Raw genomic sequence first — 16,360 nt, 5'->3', positions numbered from 1 at the left:
TTGGATTGTCCTTCCGAGTGGCTTAGTTGGTGCTGCTCATGGGCATGGTGCTGGGATGCGGGTACTGCGCGCACAGTTCGAGAAGCCGCGTGTTGGCCTCCGCCTCACCGAAACTCACACGCACGCCTTCGGATCCGAACCGCCGAACCGACAACGCGTGGTCATCACACAATTCGGCAAAGCCCTGGCTGTGTTCACCCAGCGGAAGCCACACGAAATTGGCCTGGGTTTCCGGGTACTGCCATCCGAGTTCGTCCAGGCCCGCCAGGACGCGTTCACGCTCGTCGACCACCTGCTGGACGCGTTCCTCGACCTGGTCGATGTTCTCGATGGATGCCACCGCGGCCAATTGGGCCACCTGCGTGACGCTGAAGGCGGGCGTCGCTTGCCGCAGGTACTGGGTCACGTGCGGTTGGGAGACCGTGTACCCCACGCGCAAACCAGCCAGACCGTGGGCCTTGGACAGGGTGCGCAGCGCCACCACATTGGGGTACTGGCGATAGAAGTCGATGCCGTTGACCAGATTCTCGGCCCGCTGGAACTCCCAGTAGGCCTCGTCGATAACCACCAGCACGCGTGACGGGATGCGCTTCATGAACTCGTGCACGTCCTGCGCGCGGAGGCTGGGCCCGGTGGGGTTGTTGGGCGTGCACAGCAGGATCACTCGGGTGCGATCGTTCACCGCGTCCGCCATGGCGTCCAGGTCGTGGGATCCGTCCGGCAAATTGGGAACCTGCACGCTCTGCGCCCCGGCCAATCCCACCGAAATCGGATAGGCCTCGAAGGAACGCCAGGCGTAGATCACTTCATCCGGCTGACCGTCCTGCCCGGTTCCCGCAAATGCGGCCAATAGCTGATTCAGTGCTCCCAAGCTGCCCGCACCGGCCACGATGTCCGCGGCGGGAACCGAGAGGTAGCCCGCGAGCGCCTCGCACAGCACCGTGGCCGAGGGGTCCGGGTAGCGGTTGAACAGGTCGAAGTCGTGGAGAGCCTGACGAACCGCGGGGACTGGCCCGTAGGGGTTCTCATTGGACGCCAACTTGTAGGCCACCAGCCCGGGAACCTCCACGGCGGGCTTCCCGGCGGCGTACGCGGGTAGCTGTGCCAAGGCGGCTCGGGGGCTGACCCGCTCCGCATTCTGCTCGGCGCCTGATGAATCGGCTGAGGGCGTGGCGTTACTCATGGGCCCAATGCTAACTCTCGCTATCGGTCCTCCGGGTTGTGGACTATGTGTTCTTCCGTGGCTGCGTATATGTAGGTTTCGGTGTTGGCCTGGGATCCCGCGGGCACCGCAGACCGCAGGGCCCGTTCATGTTTCTCCACTGCGGCGTGCCCCGAGTTGCTGATGCCCTGGGCCCCCAGTGTGTAGGTGTACATGTCGTGAGCCGCTACCCCGCTGAGACTGCCGACGTTCGAGTACTGACCGTTGTACTGGGTGTCCACTCGGACCGTGGAGCGATTCTTCCCATCCGGGTTCTTGACGCCGTCCAGCGGCGGAACCAAGTCGTCGTGGTGTTCAACCGCCATGACCGAGGTGTCCTGAGGGAACTCAAAACCGCCGACGGGCGCACCGAAGGTGGTTAAAGCCTTCACCGAGTACAGCCGCTGGAACTCTTTGTTCGTCGCGAGCCCCGCCGCATCGATGCCTCCCAGGCTATGACCGGTCAGCACCACTGAATCGCCGGGTTGAATCCCCGCATCCCTCAGCGCTTCAAGGACCGCACGTTGGGCGGGAGGTAACTCATTCAGAGCATCGTGGGGTTGCACCCTCATGCCTTCGACGATCCCCGCGATGTCGTGGATGCCCTGGCCGTCATGCCACACCTCCGTGCCGGTGAGCACAACCGAAAACGCCCTTCGGCCGGAGCCATCGGTGGTCTTCTGCACCATGACCGTGCTGTTCTCCCGGTCCTGAACGATGTTCTTGGCATCCTTGAGCACCGCGGCCGTGCCCGCGACCGTCGCTGGAGCGGCGCCGTCGAAATTGATGCCTCCGGGAAGAGGCCGCTCGGCCAATCCCACGATCCCGTGCTCGGCGGCGTTCTTCCGCGTGATGCCGGTCATCGTCTCCTTGGCCTTCGGACGCACCGCGTGACCGTGCACGAACGGGTACAGCAGCCGCTCCGCCGGTGAGAGGCTCCTGCCGGTCGAGTACGGCGTGAGCCAGGTGAAACCAGGTTTGCCGCTCAGGCCATTGATGGCGGTGCGGACCACCGGCCAGGAGCCACCCAGCTCGGCCTGCAGAGCCGCCTCTTCCGTGCCCACCTGCGCCTCGGTCTCCCCGATCCCCGTCAGCAGGTTCTCCGCCCACACCCGTGCGTATTGCCCGAGGGTGAACCCGTCCCCCGGTTGACCCCCGAGCTCCCCATAGGCCCGCGTTCCGCTCATGAACGCGGAGGGCATGGGGGTTTGCAGAGTCGAGTCGAGCACGTCGTCCAGGCCCACGCCGCGGATCACCGCGTTGGTGCCTTCCGGACCGCCTCCGGCCACCATCACACCGAAGGACGTGATGCGCACCTTGCTCGCGAGTTCCGCGGGTGTGGTGATGTCAGCACGTTTCACGGCGGTGCCGAATTCGTCCAGGGCTGTGCGCAGCCCACGAGTCGCCGAACCGCTCAGATTCCATCCCGGCATGGTCAGAATGCGCGGCCCGAACAAGGACCCCACACTCGCCTCCACCATGTCGTAGTGCTGTTTCGCGCTCGCCAACTGCACATGGATGAGCGTGAGACGCGCCTGGGCAGCGATCAACGCGGCTTTCGACACCGCCGCCGACGCCGCGGCGGCCACAAGCAGCGGATGTCCCGTCATGCTCCACGCAGCGACTTCCGCGTCCGCGGCTGTTGTTCCCAGGAGCGCATCACCGGTTTGCTCGTTCACCCGTGACAACGCGCCGATCGCCGAGACGATGGCCCCGGTGTTGACCTCCATGGCCCCGGGTGCGCCGCCGCCGCTCACCCGCATGGATTCCGTGGCTGATGTGATGGCCGCACGGGTACTGGACGGGACGTTGGCATGTTCCAGTGGAGGCCTACCGCCCGAAGTCACACCGAACAGCGTGGCCTGGACGTCTTCTGCGCGCCCCGTGATGTCCCGCTCCACGTTCCCAGTCATCGCAGCAATCCCGCGAGTCCGTGGTGGGGCACCGGCTGACCGGCTTGCGCGAGCACCCCCAACACGGAAGCACCCAGGGCGCCCAGGTCCAGGAACTGCTCCACGGCCCCGAGTTGGGCCGAAAGACCGGAAGCGCCCATTCGCAGCTCCGCCGCCACATTCCGGTATCCATGTGCCACTCTCCGGATGTCTGCCATCACCTCGTCCAGCCGAGTCCGATATGACTGAGCCGCTTGTCCCTTCCATTCCGGCGATTGCGCACCGGCGAGTACCGCGGCCAGGGCCAGCAATTCATCGGCAGTGCGCTCGTACGTTACAGCGAGCATCACGATGCGTTCGTGCACGAGACCCGCCACACCCGCCGGCGAGGGTCCAGCTGGTTCGTGGACCCCGGACCCGGGTGAGCCCGAGCCGCTCGGTGCAATCAGTGACGACATGCCAGTTTCCTTCCAGGCGCGGATTCCGCGGAGAACTTCACGCTAGAACCCGCCCGTGACTCGATGGGTCGAACAGGACCGTTTGGGGATGAGCCACCGAAGCCCACGCGTCCCGGAACGCCCGTGGAGTACGGGCACCGCGGCGTCGTCGTGGATGGACACCGAGCCGGAGCGTCAACGGAGGCGTGGAAGAATGAAGACCATGTCGAAGACTCCACACACTCTCCCCTCCGGACGCGTGGCCCTGAGCCAGCAGACCCCTCCCATTGCGTTGGGACCTTTGGACGGCCGCTACCGCCCCCAGGCCGGCATCCTGGTCGATTACCTCTCGGAAGCATCGCTGAACCGCGAGCGCGTGCACGTGGAGGTCGAATGGTTCATTCATCTGTGTGAACAGCGCGCCTTGCCCGGCTTGGAATCGCTGACACAGGACCAGAAGGATGGTCTGCGGGCCATCGTCGCTGATTTCGACGCGCAGTCCGTAGCGGAGCTGGCCGAGATCGAAGCCGTGACCGTGCACGATGTAAAGGCCGTGGAGTACTACATCGGCCGCCGCCTGCCGGAGCTGGGACTGGAGCACCTCAAGGCCCTCGTGCACTTCGCGTGCACCTCCGAGGACATCAACAACCTCTCCTACGCGTTGGGCATCAAGGACGCCGTGCAGGATGCCTGGCTGCCCGCCGCTCGCAAGCTCGTGGCCGCGGTCAGCGCCATGGCCCAGGAAGCCAAGGCGACCCCCATGCTCTCTCGCACGCACGGTCAGCCGGCGACCCCCACCACACTGGGCAAAGAACTCGCGGTCTTCGCGCACCGCCTGAACCGCCAGCTGAATCGCATTGCCAAAACCGAATTCCTGGGCAAGATCAACGGCGCCACCGGCACGTTCGCCGCCCACGTTGCGGCGGCCCCGGACACCGATTGGCCGGCCATCTCCCGATCCTTCGTGGAGGGTCTGGGACTGGACTGGAACCCGCTGACCACCCAGATCGAATCCCACGACTGGCAGGCCGAGCTCTACTCGGACATTGCGCGGTTCAACCGGATCCTGCACAACCTGTGCACGGACGTGTGGTCCTACATTTCCATCGGGTACTTCCAGCAGATCCCGGTCGAGGGTGCCACCGGTTCCTCCACCATGCCGCACAAGGTCAACCCCATTCGCTTCGAAAATGCCGAGGCCAATGCGGAGATTTCCTGCTCGCTCCTGGACACCCTGGGCGCCACGCTGGTGACCTCGCGTTGGCAGCGTGACCTCACGGACTCCTCGTCACAGCGCAACATCGGTGTGGCCTTCGGTCACTCGATGCTCGCCATCTCCAACGTGGTCAAGGGCCTGGAGCGCCTGGACGTGGCCGAGGACCTCCTGGCCGAGGACCTCGACGAGAACTGGGAAGTGCTGGGCGAAGCTGTGCAGACCGCCATGCGCGCCGAGGCCATCGCTGGCCGCGAAGGCATGGACAACCCCTACGAGCGTCTCAAGGAACTGACCCGCGGTCACCGCGTGGACGGCGAGCGCATGCGCGAGTTCATCGGCGGCCTGGGCCTGTCCGACGCCGCGGAGCAGCGACTCAAGGGTCTGACACCCGGTCAGTACACCGGTTTGGCCGAGCAGCTGGTGGACCGCTACGCGAATTGAAATATAGGGACCGACACGAATCCTGCCGATCGGGTGCTCCGCTCCAGCTCGTGTCGGTCCCTATAGTGAACATGAAGTCACTCCCCTGAGAAAGAGACTGTCATGTCACAAATCCCCCCGAATCAACCAGGGCCGCACAATGGCCAGTACGATTCGTACCCCCAGCAATACCCTCAAAGCGGGAACGGCCAGGTACCGCCCCGCAAGACTGGCAAGAAGAAATGGGCCATAGGCTGCTTGGGTTTATTTGTACTGGTCATCCTCTTGTTCGCCGGGTGTGCGGCCCTGTTCGGCGGCGGAGCTGACGATCCCGCACCAGTAAGCAGCGAGACCTCAAGCGCCTCTCCGTCCGAGAGTCCAGTCGGAACTCCTTCAACCGCCCCTGAAACTGCCCCGGAGAGCACTACGGAACCTCCTGCCGCGGCGGTGACGGAAGATGCTCCCAGCGAAGAACCGGCTGAACTGGCGGAAGCCACGCAACCCACATCCGAAGAAAGCGCTGTCGCCAGCGAACAGCCCCTCGAAGAGACGGAAGGGGATTCCGCCGAGACCGAGCAGAACGAGGGTTCTGATTCAACGTCGTTGTCTCAGCAGAATGCTGTGGACAAAGCAGAGAGTTATCTGCGGTTCTCGGCCTTTTCTCGGAGTGGGCTGATCGAGCAGCTGGAATACGAGGGGTTCTCACCCGAGGAAGCAACTCTTGCGGTTGACTCCCTTGATGTCGATTACGGTGAGCAAGCAAAGAAAAAGGCTGAAGATTACATCGACTATTCGGCCTTTTCTCGGAGCGGGCTGATCGAGCAGCTGGAGTTTGAAGATTTCTCGCCCGAAGATTCGGCCGCTGCGGTCGACAGCTTGAACATCGACTACAACGAGCAAGCCGCGAAGAAGGCCCAGGAATACCTTGATTATTCGTCCTTCTCCCGGGCCGGCCTGATCGATCAGTTGGTCTTCGAGGGATTCACACAGGAGCAAGCGACGTACGGAGCTGGTCAGACAGGGCTCTGAGCAACGGGTGCCGGGGGCTACGCATACACGGGGTTGCCGATAACGTGTGGCCCTCGGCTCTTCACCTGCACAGTGGCACGCCGATTACCGGCCCCGTCCAGCTCGGCGGTGAGACGGACCGCGGGCGTTGTGGCGCCCAAAGCATCCGTGGCCGCACCGACCCAGCGCAACACGTCCGCGGGCACGTTGGTGGTGATCTGCTGAACGCCGATGGCCAGGCACAGGTGCGTGTCAACGAACGTGTCGACCGTCCACACCCGCAGCACCGACCCGTTGGAGAGCCAGGTGGTGACATCCCGGAGGTGATCCCGCACGAATTGGATTCCAGGACCGGCCAGTTCCACTTCTCCCTGCGCGATGATCGGCACGGCCGGGGGCAGCACGAGCCGCATCCCTGCCCGGTAGACCATGGCTGCGGCCGGGCTCACACGCATGCTGTCGCGCACGGTGCTCGCCGTGGTGTCCGCAACCAGCTGGCACACGTGTCGGGGGGAGACCGACTGCAGAAGGTAGCGAACGCCGTCGGGGTGAAAGCTCATGATGGACACCTTGATGTTTCCCAGCCAGCCGGTCTCGGGATCCCACCCCCGGCGCATGAGCAACACCAGGACGGCCTCTTCCAGGCCGTGCCCGAACGAGCTGGGGTGTTTGGTCTCTACCGCCAGACCAACGGGGCGGCCGGCGGCTTCCAACAGGTCCAACAGCTCGTCCAACGTCAGGAGCTGCTCGTCCAGACCGCCGTGGGACGGAGGAATCGACATGCCCCTCCAGGACGTGAAGTCCAACCCCCGCAGCTGCGCGAGCGTGTGGTGTGCAACGGGACCTGTGCCGTTGGAAGTGCGGCCCAACTGGGTGTCGTGGTGCAGGACCAAGTGCCCGTCGCGGGTGAGTTGAACATCGCACTCCACGCCGTCCGCCCCGTCCAGGAGCGCCTGCACATAAGCGGACCGGGTGAGTTCGGGGTAGGCCGCTGATGAGCCACGGTGGGCGTAGACCAGGGGGCGTTCCGGGCGTCGAGAGTCGGTCCGTGATGGGTCCGGCAGCGTGGGGGCGGAGGAATGTCCGTGGGAGCCACTTGTGGTGAACACGCGGCCACCGTATCACCCGGGACTAAAGCCCCACTGAGACACCGGCTAAATGCATGTGACGGGAATGTGAACGCCCCGGGGCCATCTTGCATGGCACCCCGGGGCGTACTACTCAACCGACTGGTCGGGCTACTTCTTCTTCTCGATCGACTCCGGGTCCTTGACCTTGGTGCCGTCCTTGAAGGCCTCGGCACGGTCTTCCGTGTCCAAGGCTGACGGGAACTCGGCGGGCAACTCGCCGAAGGCCTCTTCTGCGGCCTTGATGACCTGGCGCGACATAGCCAGGTTGGCGCCGCCACCCACCACGGCACCGATACCGAACGGCAGGGCACGGCCCATGACCGCACCGGTCTGCTTGGCCAAGAAGCGCTTGACGAACATGTTGCGGATGGTGCGGCCGGCGTCGAACTTCTTGTCGTTGTCGCCCTTGCCGAGCATGAGGCCCCACTTGTTGGTGAGGCCCTTGGAGCGGCTGGAGTTGGCCAGGATCTGGCTCATCAGCTGGTTGCCGTCCTCACCCAGCATCAGGGCCATGACCATGGCGCGGTTCTGCTCCTCGTTGTCCGGGAATACACCGTGCAGCTCGGCCATGGCCTGCGCGTACAGCGCGGTGGCCTCGAGATAACCCACCACGGCCACGGATGAGAGTCCCAGAGAGGCGATGGTGCCAATTCCGGGAACCATGGCGGTAGCGCCCACGGCCCCGCCACCCATGGTCACGGTGCGCTGGTAGGTCTTGGTCATCCGCTTGGCGATCTGCGCGGGAGAGTCATTGGGGTGCTGCTCGCGTTCACGCTGCAGCGCCTTGATCACCATGGGTCGCTGCGCGCGCAGCACGTGGTTCAAGAATTTGTTGACGCCCGGCTTGGGCTTGCCGTCCTCGTCAAAGGCCTTATTCAGCGGGTTCATGTCCATGACGGTGCACTCCTCAAGGCTTACTGATCGGTTGGGGCGGGTCTCGCCTGTCACTCGGGTCAACTATTCCACAAGCCCGCTGATCACCGCGCGTGCGTTCGCTATCCGACGACGACGCCGCCCCGGCCCGCTCCGCAGAATCTCCCACCCGGCCGGGTGGTCGCCTAAGCGCTCACGAATTCGCGCCACGCATGCAGTTTGCGCAGCAGATCCGTCTTCTTGATGACGTGCCCCGACATCCGCCCCAGGATCGAGGCGAGGGCCTCGATGGTTTCGATGATGAACGGACCCTTGTTGAGCATCACGCACTCCGCGCGTTGACCCTCGGCCGCGTCCGTGACTTCGGCGCGGGAGGGAATGCCCTTCTTGGCCAGGCTTTCGAGCACTTGGGTGGCCCAGATGACCGGCACATGAGCGGCCTCGCACAGCCACAGGATTTCCTGTTGAACTTCCGCGAGACGCTCGAAACCGGTCTCCACTGCCAAGTCACCGCGGGCGATCATGACCCCGGCGTCCTTCCAGCGCATGACCTCCAACAGCATTTGGGGCAGCTGTTCGAATCCGCCCACCGTCTCGATCTTGAGGGTCACATCCACCTCGGTGGCTTTCAACCGGGTGAGTTCGTCCAGCAGATCCGTGACGTCCGTGCGGCTACGCACAAAGGACATGTTCACGATGTCCGCGTGGCGCGCCACGAACTCCAGGTCCTTCCGGTCCTGCGGGGTGAGGGAACGGATCTGCAGGTCCGTATCCGGGAAGTTGATGCCCTTCTCGGCCTTGAGATTGGAACCATTGGGGCCGGTGTGCAGCACCTCGATGTCCATGCTGTCCGGGGTCGAGGTTCGCACGACCCCGCCGATCTTGCCGTCGTCCAGCCACACCCGGTCCCCGGGCGCTACGTCGTGGAAGGCCTCGGGCAGGGTGCAGCCAATGGTGAACGGGGATTGAGTGACAGCCGGCACCGGTTCCAGGCTGCGCACCAGGCGCAGGGTGTCCCCGATATTCAGGCGCAGGGCTTGTTCGGTTTCCGGTAACTCGCCGAGGGTTACTTCGTCTCCGTTACCGGCTTTGAGCACCAACCCGGTCGCGAAGTACACGGTCTTGGCGAACTCCACCAACACACCGCCATCTTCCACGGCCATCACGCGCAAGGAGCGCCCCGAATCACGCGCGTCCCGGAGCCGAATCCGCTCCCCCACAGTTCGTTCGGACAACCACGTTTCGGGGCTCACCGGAACGGAGGGAATCACGTCGTCATGGGGCGAGGACCCCAGCCACAATCGAGCCCGTTCGGTGACCTGCCCCGTGGCATCGCGCTCGGGCTTGATTTTCTCGACCCGCGGGCCCGGTTCGATCGGTCCGGTACGCACCTTGGGCCCACCCAGATCCATTGAGACGCGAAGATCCTTGTCCAAGTCCGACGCCGCCGCGCGCACGTGATCGATCATGCGCCCCCATTCCTCGGGGCCGTCGTGCGCGCAGTTCACGCGCGCCACGTTCATCCCGGCGGCCACCATGTCCCGGACCAGGGCGGCGTCGTTGGCGGCCTCCGAGGGCAGCGTGACCATGATCCGAGTTTCGCGATCCTCGGGGCTGTGGCCGAGCAGCTGCACCGAATTGCGCTCAAGGACTTCCTGCCCGCTGCCGTGATCCTCTCCGGGGTCGATGCCCACATCAAGCATGTCCAGGTTGGGTTCGGGACGCCCCGCAATGGCGGCCAGGCTCAGTAGAACCGCTTTGAGGTGGTCTTCCACGCCGGCTTCCATACGGCCCAGCGAGGAGAGCCCCAGATCCGAAAGGTCCGCTTGCAACTGCCGCACGTCCTGGCTGCGAACGGCGGTGTAGTCCACCAGGTTGACCGCTGACCAGCGGTGGCGGGGCTGCACCCTGTTGATCCGGTCCAATTGCGCGGACCGAGCGGACCGAACCACGCGGAACAGCTCCTCCACCGCATCCATAGCGTGCGACGCCTGTTCACTGCGTTGCTGGAACACATGCTCCGGCACTTGGCTCATGATCGTTTCAACCCCCTGGTCCGATGGTGTTCAATCACCGTAGTAACAACAGATTTACGCGAGGTGAACAGGGTCAGATCAGTTCCGGGTGAACTCGCTGAAACGTCCGGTGGCCGGGCCGTAATGCGCATCAACGGTCATGACGACTCCTGGAGTGTCGCTCGAGTTCAGCGACTTGAGTAGTTCTTGCAACGCCCAGCGCGGACCTTCCACCTCGATGGTCACGGTGCCGTCCGAGTTGTTGGTTGCGTGGCCCACCAATCCCAGTTTCTCGGCGTGCCTCCAGGCCCAGTACCGAAAACCCACGCCCTGGACAGTCCCGTGGATCACGGCTGTCATGGCGAGCGATTCGTTGAGATCGATTTCTTCGCGTTCACGGTCTTCAGACGGACGCGGGTGCAGTGATGGCATCTCCATAGGCCCAGATTAGGAGATACTGCTGGAAGAACATACTGCTGATGTTCGGCAGAACCCGTGAAAGGTTGCTCCATCCATGACCGGAAGCCCAGTGCTCAACCCCCAGGATCGACTCGACATTCTGGAGACCCTGCATTTTCTGTCTCACGTGATCGACAATCGGGAATGGGACCACCTGGCCGACGCTGTCACCGAAGACGTCGAATTCCTGTCCCCGCGCACCGATGCCCCCGAAACGCTGGAGGATCTGGCTCCCGTCATGGCTTTGCCTGGCCCCGCGGGGATCCGCCAGGGCTACGAGCTCTCCCAGCTGGCCCAGTACGGCAGCGTGCACACGCTCAACACCGTGATTGAACCCATCGACCAGGACACAGCGGTCACATGGAGCCGATTGATCATGGTGTCCTTCGATCAGCGCGCGGTGGGCGCGGATGTCGTGGACACCCTGATCCGTACCCCGGCTGGTTGGCGCATCTCACGGCGGGTGGTTCACGCGCGCAACATGCTGCGCGATCAGCAACGCCAGGGCGGCGGTTACGTGCCCGGCCCCTACACGTTCATGCATTTCGACGAGGCCATCGTCCAGGCCCAGCAAGCGGTCACAGACGCGAGCGCGCACCAGGACGGTGAATTGCCCCGATGAGCCAGCAAGGTTGGGAGCGCGTCACCGCCGAGGATGCCGTGCAGATTCACGAAACGCTCGCGCGGTACGCGCACTGCATCGACAACCGCGATTGGGACAGGCTGCACCTGATTTTCACCGCAGACGCGCGTTTCGGGGCACCCGGCAATTACACACGGTCACGCGATGACATTCCCGGACGCATCGAACAGGTCGCCCCGTACCATCCGCACTACACCACGGATACGGTGATCGCGCGCCTCCCCGCCACATCGGATGGCAGGGAGTGCGCGCGATCGTGGAGCAAGTACCTCATTGTGAGACACGACGGGTCGCTGGCCTCAGGCGATTACCTGGACGAGTGGATCCGCACCGAGCAAGGGTGGCGAATCAATCAGCGTCGGGTGTCCCGCGGTCAACGCTGGGAGAACGACCCCGGGGGTGCTTCCCAGCGTGACCTGGGTATGAGTGATTTTCTGGCGGCTATCTCCTAGGAGAGGTTCGCCAACGCCTCGGTGATGATGGTGTCCCCGTCCGCGAAGTCGATCTTCTGACCGATTGTGGTGTCGGGGGCGGTCAAAACCGCCGCGGCGACCAAGGCCACGTTGCCGCGCGCCGTGTCGGCGCCGTCGTCGTTCTGGCCCGGCTCGGTGGTGATCATGCCACTGGCCTCGTCATCAGTGAGCGTGCCCGGCCCCAGAATGGTCCACTTGAGCGAGCTGGCGCGCAAGTGGTCGTCGGCGTCAGCCTTGGACTGCGCGTATGCGTAGAAAGAGTCGCCCTCAGGAACACCGTGGTCCTGGCCAGCCCCGATGTAGGAGACCATGACGTAACGTTCCACGCCCGCGGCCTGGGCCGCGTCCATGGAACGAATGGCGGCGTCACGATCCACGGCGTAGGTACGCTCCGGGTCCCCGCCACCAGCTCCCGCGGACCACACGACGGCGTCCTGGTCGGCCAGCAACTTGGTGAGACCGTCCGTGTCAAGATCCTGCACGTCCGCGACGACCGCGTTAGCACCGGTGTCCTCGACGTCCTGGACCTGTGATGCGGAGCGGATCACCGAGTTCACACGGTGCCCCTCGCCCGTCAGAATCTGGCTGAGCTTGAGGGCCACCTTTCCGTGGCCTCCGATGATCATGATGTCCGACATGGATTAATCCTTCCGTAGACGGTAGTACTTCCGAGCCGTAGCCGTTCCGTTGATTCGGATGGCGGCCCACACCGCTACGAGCAGCAGGGCGACGACCACGGCGGGTGCCACTGTCCATAGCGCGATGAGTACCAAGATCATTCCCACCAGCGCCGGAATCATTGGCCAGCCGTACTGCACCATCTCCACGGCCATGTAGTCCTGAACCCTCAGATGCGCACTGTCCTGCGGCAGACGGCCCGTACGAGCGCTGGCTCGGACACCTTTGGATCCGGTGGAGCGTTCTTCCATCATTCCCACGTGGGGCACTTGATCCACGCGCATGAACGAGAGGATCACACCGCCCAGTGAAACCACGACCCCCGCGAGGAGCACCGGCCATTGCCAAGCGGTGTCGAAAAGTCCGGTCCGATCCAGCTGCTCGTTGAACAACACACCGGCGATAGCTGCAACCAGCGCGACGATCCCCACCACCGTCACGCGGCGCTTCCACACTTTGTCCACCCATTCCAGTGAGGGAATGGGAACGTTGGGGCGATCAGCTCCAGTGAGCCTGTATTCCTGTGCCAAGTCGGGGCCTCCTACGAATGTCTGTGGGACGCCACCATCTCGTGATAGAGCCGCGTCACCACGGCGTGCAAGTCAGCACTGTCATGTTCCACCAGAGCTTCCGTCAACACACCCAACAGTCCGTGGATCATGAACCGTTCCTGCAGATTGGATGCGCTGGGCTGGTGCTGTTCACTGCGCAGTTGGCGGCATGCCGCGGCAAGTTGTACGACCAGGGCGTTACCGGCCAGGTAGCCACCGGGGCCGGAGAGCACGGCCGCGTAGTAGTCCTTGTAGCCGATCATATGATCGGCCACAGTATGTGCGAGTCGCTCCAGGATGTCGCCTTCGCTATGAGTGGTTGCGCTCTTCAAGGACAATTCGGCCCGCAGTAGGTTCACGGTGGTTTGCAGGAGGACTTGGTCCCGGGAGCCGAAATTTTCGTACACGGCCTTGCGACTCACCCCCGCAGCCTGCGCAATTTCCGTCATGCCCACGTGTGATCCGCAGCGGGACACCAGATCGACCGTGGCGTCAACCACCGCTCTCCGCGTTCGTTCAATCCGTCGATCCATGGGAAACTCCAAAATCCGATGAGAAGTTAAATAGTACGCTCACTTTATATTTAACGTAATCCTCGGAATTCGGGGCACCCCTTAAGGGGTGGGATTTTAGAGTCAGGGCCCCATCTCGCCGGTGACGACAAACACCAGGCCTTCTCCCTGAAAGTCCACGAACCCGGGGTCGCCGGAGTACAACAGCGAATGTCCCGCGAAAATCTCGTGAGTCTCAGCCTCCGGTTCCGACAGTGTGGCGGACACGTTCCCCTCGGCAACGAGCACCACGGATGTGCCCCTGATCCGCCGCCGAACGGCATGTTTGCGGTGGACCTGGAACGCAATCAAACTCAGGTTGGCGTCCCACAGGGGGTAATCCACTGACCCGTCCGGACTGAAATCCGGATCCAGAATCTCGATGGGCGCCTGCTGGGGTGCCAGCACGGACAGCAGCTCCGGCACGTCCATGTGCTTCTCGGTCAGGCCGGCGCGCAGCACGTTGTCCGAGCAGCCCATGATTTCCACCGCCGTACCGGACATATAGGCGTGCAGCTGCTGGGGCGGGGTATGCATAGCCTGCCCCGGATACAAGTGCACCATGTTCATGCACAGCGCCACGAGCATCCCCGGATCCCCCGGGTAGTGATGATCGAGCAGCTCGATGAGGTAGACCGCCCGCTCCAGTTGCGTGGCCTTGGGACACAACGCCACATAATCATCGTCAGCTTCGGGCAGGTGCGCCAGATGCGTCTTGCGCAGCCTGGCTGCAGCGCTCACACACGCCCGGAGTGAGTCCCGGGCATAGTCCTCGGACAGGGTCAGTGCGGCCTGCAGCGCTGACGGTTGATTGGCGGCCCAAGCCAGCCAGTCCAGACGCAATTCGTGAGCAAGTTCACGCAACTCTGCACCGGATTGTTGCCCCGCAAGGAGCCACATGCTGGTGAGGGCGACCACAGTTTCCGGTTTGGCGCGGTCGTCCTTGTAGTTGCGCTGCGGGGAATCCAGTGGCACTTGCCGTTCGTTGTCCCGCGCGAAGCCAGCCTGCGCCTGCTGGGTCGAAGGGTGCACCTGGATCGACAACGGCGCGGCGATGGCGAGAATCTTCAGCAGGAAGGGCAGATCGGGCAGGACCTCCGCAAGACTCTTAGTGTGCTCCCCCAGGTCAATGCGGGAGGGTGCGCTCGGGTGGGCGCCCATCCACAGTTCAGCCTCCGGCTGGTCGCTGGGGACAGGCCTACCCTGCATGGTGGCCAACACCGATCGTGAACCCCACGCGTAATTCTGAATCGGATTGTCCATCCGAAAGAACTCTGCCATGCAGATCATCCAACCACAGCGGGCTTGAGGATTCGTGAGGGCTTCGTCCGCTCTTTCGGTGGCCTCACGTAGAATTCGACCTTGTGAACATAGATCTTTCTTCCTCGTTCAAGGCCTACGACGTGCGCGGCATCGTGGGCTCCACCATCACTGCGGACAGCGTGCGAGCCACCGGTGCGGCTTACGTCGACGTGCTCGGCCTGGCCGGCTCCACGGTGGCCGTGGGCGGCGACATGCGCCCATCGTCCCCGGAATTCATCGACGCGTTCGCACAGGGCGCCATGATGCGGGGCGCGGATGTGATCAAGATCGGCAACATCTCCACCGATGAGCTGTACTTTGCATGCGGCACGCTCAATTGCGCCGGTGTGACCTTCACCGCTAGCCATAACCCCGCTGCCTACAACGGCATCAAGATGTCCATGGCCGGGGCCGTACCAGTGTCCTCGGACACGGGGTTGTTCGACATTCGGGACCTTGCCCAGCAGTACTTGGATTCCGGCGACATCCCGCAGGCGGAGCAGCAGGGCACCGAGACCAGCCGTGACGTGCTGGCAGACTACGCGCGCTACCTGCGCGAATTAGTGGACTTGCGCGAGAGCCGCCCGCTCAAGGTGGTTGTCGATGCAGGCAACGGCATGGCCGGCCTCACGACTCCCGCCGTCCTCGGTGATGCCGAACTCGAGGCACTGCCCCTAGAGATCGTGCCCTTGTACTTCGAATTGGACGGCACATTCCCCAATCACCCCGCGAACCCGCTCGAACCCGCCAACTTGGTGGATCTGCAGGCCGCAGTGCGTGAGCACCAAGCCGATATCGGGCTGGCCTTCGACGGGGACGCCGACCGCTGTTTCGTGGTCGACGAGCGCGGCGAACCCGTCTCGCCCTCGGCCATTGCCGCCATCGTGGCAGAGCGGGAGATTGCCCGCGCCCAGACCGAAGGCAATGAGCAGCCCGTGGTGATCCACAACCTGATCACGTCCAAAGCTGTGCCGGAACTCGTTGAAGCCAGCGGCGGCCGCGCGGTCCGCACGCGAGTGGGCCACTCCTTCATCAAGGCCGTCATGGCATCCGAGAAGGCCGTCTTCGGCGGTGAGCACTCGGCGCACTACTACTTCAAGGATTTCTACAACGCGGACACCGGAATGCTTGCAGCCATGCACGTGCTGGCCGCCCTCGGCGAGCAGCAGGGCACGCTCAGCGATCTGATGGAACGCTACGACCCGTACGTGGCCTCCGGGGAGATCAACTCCGAAATCGAGGACAAAGCCGCCGCCGTGGATCGGGTACGCGCCCACTACGCCGAGCAGGATCCCTCCGTCACGGTCGAGGACATGGACGGCACCACCTTCACCCACCCGGGCGAGGGCTGGTGGTTCAATCTGCGCCCTTCCAACACCGAGCCGTTCCTGCGCCTGAACGTAGAGGCCCCGGACACCGCAACCATGGAGCGCGTGCGGGACACGGTATTGGGTCTCGTGCGCCAGGACTGACGCGCGCACCAACCCTTGAAACGCCGACGGCGCCGCACG

The 16,360-nt window shown here is 63.8% G+C and carries 16 protein-coding genes; 5 read left to right on the top strand and 11 right to left on the bottom strand.

Features of this window, described 5'->3' with window-relative positions; genetic code table 11:
- Window positions 1-22: 22 nt before the first annotated feature.
- The 3 genes from ABD283_RS10545 to ABD283_RS10535 are packed head-to-tail and all read right to left on the bottom strand — an operon-like array spanning window position 23 to window position 3,551.
- Window positions 23-1,183 (bottom strand): histidinol-phosphate transaminase, encoded by a 1,161-nt coding sequence (locus ABD283_RS10545; RefSeq protein ID WP_344224962.1) that lies wholly within the window; start codon window positions 1,181-1,183, stop codon window positions 23-25.
- A 20-nt stretch (window positions 1,184-1,203) separates the two neighbouring features.
- On the bottom strand, window positions 1,204-3,114 hold the full coding sequence (locus ABD283_RS10540; RefSeq protein ID WP_344224961.1) for a lipase family protein: 1,911 nt from the start codon (window positions 3,112-3,114) through the stop codon (window positions 1,204-1,206).
- Complete coding sequence (locus tag ABD283_RS10535; protein WP_344224960.1) at window positions 3,111-3,551, bottom strand: hypothetical protein; 441 nt, start codon at window positions 3,549-3,551, stop codon at window positions 3,111-3,113. Before ABD283_RS10535 ends, ABD283_RS10540 begins: the two co-directional genes overlap by 4 nt.
- A 202-nt stretch (window positions 3,552-3,753) precedes the next feature.
- Here ABD283_RS10535 and purB point away from each other — a divergent pair, with 202 nt between their 5' ends.
- Together purB and ABD283_RS10525 are read left to right on the top strand one after the other, a co-directional pair.
- Entirely contained in the window at window positions 3,754-5,187 is a 1,434-nt protein-coding gene (gene purB, locus ABD283_RS10530; protein ID WP_344224959.1) for an adenylosuccinate lyase, read from the top strand.
- A 102-nt stretch (window positions 5,188-5,289) separates the two neighbouring features.
- Window positions 5,290-6,195 carry an Ltp family lipoprotein gene (locus tag ABD283_RS10525; protein ID WP_344224957.1) on the top strand — a complete coding sequence of 302 codons (906 nt, stop codon included), beginning with the start codon at window positions 5,290-5,292 and terminating at the stop codon, window positions 6,193-6,195.
- A 17-nt stretch (window positions 6,196-6,212) separates the two neighbouring features.
- On the opposite strand, the gene ABD283_RS10520 is transcribed toward ABD283_RS10525, so the two are convergent.
- The 4 genes from ABD283_RS10520 to ABD283_RS10505 all read right to left on the bottom strand — a co-directional run bounded on the left by ABD283_RS10520 (window position 6,213) and on the right by ABD283_RS10505 (window position 10,630).
- Window positions 6,213-7,193, bottom strand: a complete 981-nt coding sequence (locus tag ABD283_RS10520; protein ID WP_344224988.1) for a glycerophosphodiester phosphodiesterase — start codon at window positions 7,191-7,193, stop codon at window positions 6,213-6,215.
- A 219-nt stretch (window positions 7,194-7,412) separates the two neighbouring features.
- Window positions 7,413-8,198 carry a di- and tripeptidase gene (locus ABD283_RS10515; protein ID WP_344224955.1) on the bottom strand — a complete coding sequence of 262 codons (786 nt, stop codon included), beginning with the start codon at window positions 8,196-8,198 and terminating at the stop codon, window positions 7,413-7,415.
- A 164-nt stretch (window positions 8,199-8,362) separates the two neighbouring features.
- Complete coding sequence (locus tag ABD283_RS10510; RefSeq protein ID WP_344224953.1) at window positions 8,363-10,213, bottom strand: pyruvate kinase; 1,851 nt, start codon at window positions 10,211-10,213, stop codon at window positions 8,363-8,365.
- Window positions 10,214-10,291: 78 nt separating this feature from the next.
- Window positions 10,292-10,630 carry an acylphosphatase gene (locus ABD283_RS10505; RefSeq protein WP_344224951.1) on the bottom strand — a complete coding sequence of 113 codons (339 nt, stop codon included), beginning with the start codon at window positions 10,628-10,630 and terminating at the stop codon, window positions 10,292-10,294.
- Between the two features lie 76 nt (window positions 10,631-10,706).
- Between ABD283_RS10505 and ABD283_RS10500 the strand changes: the two genes are divergently transcribed.
- Both ABD283_RS10500 and ABD283_RS10495 read left to right on the top strand, forming a co-directional pair.
- On the top strand, window positions 10,707-11,273 hold the full coding sequence (locus ABD283_RS10500) for a nuclear transport factor 2 family protein (protein WP_344224949.1): 567 nt from the start codon (window positions 10,707-10,709) through the stop codon (window positions 11,271-11,273).
- A complete protein-coding gene (locus tag ABD283_RS10495; RefSeq protein WP_344224947.1) occupies window positions 11,270-11,746 on the top strand; it encodes a nuclear transport factor 2 family protein in 477 nt (158 codons plus the stop codon). The genes ABD283_RS10500 and ABD283_RS10495 overlap by 4 nt, the downstream gene beginning before the upstream one ends.
- On the opposite strand, the gene ABD283_RS10490 is transcribed toward ABD283_RS10495, so the two are convergent.
- The 4 genes from ABD283_RS10490 to manA all read right to left on the bottom strand — a co-directional run bounded on the left by ABD283_RS10490 (window position 11,743) and on the right by manA (window position 14,810).
- Entirely contained in the window at window positions 11,743-12,405 is a 663-nt protein-coding gene (locus tag ABD283_RS10490) for an SDR family oxidoreductase (RefSeq protein WP_344224946.1), read from the bottom strand. The genes ABD283_RS10495 and ABD283_RS10490 overlap by 4 nt on opposite strands.
- 3 nt (window positions 12,406-12,408) lie before the next feature.
- Window positions 12,409-12,975, bottom strand: a complete 567-nt coding sequence (locus ABD283_RS10485; RefSeq protein WP_344224944.1) for a hypothetical protein — start codon at window positions 12,973-12,975, stop codon at window positions 12,409-12,411.
- Window positions 12,976-12,986: 11 nt separating this feature from the next.
- Complete coding sequence (locus ABD283_RS10480; RefSeq protein WP_344224943.1) at window positions 12,987-13,529, bottom strand: TetR/AcrR family transcriptional regulator; 543 nt, start codon at window positions 13,527-13,529, stop codon at window positions 12,987-12,989.
- 102 nt (window positions 13,530-13,631) lie between these two features.
- The gene (gene manA / locus ABD283_RS10475; RefSeq protein WP_344224942.1) at window positions 13,632-14,810 is read right to left on the bottom strand and encodes a mannose-6-phosphate isomerase, class I; all 1,179 of its coding nucleotides are present in this window, start codon (window positions 14,808-14,810) and stop codon (window positions 13,632-13,634) included.
- Between the two features lie 101 nt (window positions 14,811-14,911).
- Between manA and ABD283_RS10470 the strand changes: the two genes are divergently transcribed.
- Window positions 14,912-16,321 carry a phosphomannomutase/phosphoglucomutase gene (locus ABD283_RS10470; RefSeq protein WP_344224941.1) on the top strand — a complete coding sequence of 470 codons (1,410 nt, stop codon included), beginning with the start codon at window positions 14,912-14,914 and terminating at the stop codon, window positions 16,319-16,321.
- The last annotated feature ends 39 nt before the right edge of the window (window positions 16,322-16,360 follow it).

It is taken from the genome of Kocuria atrinae (genome assembly GCF_039531425.1).
In the GTDB taxonomy this organism is placed as follows: Bacteria; Actinomycetota; Actinomycetes; order Actinomycetales; family Micrococcaceae; genus Kocuria; species Kocuria atrinae.
Note: the sequence above shows the minus strand (reverse complement) of the source record. Positions and strands in the feature narration are given on the sequence as shown.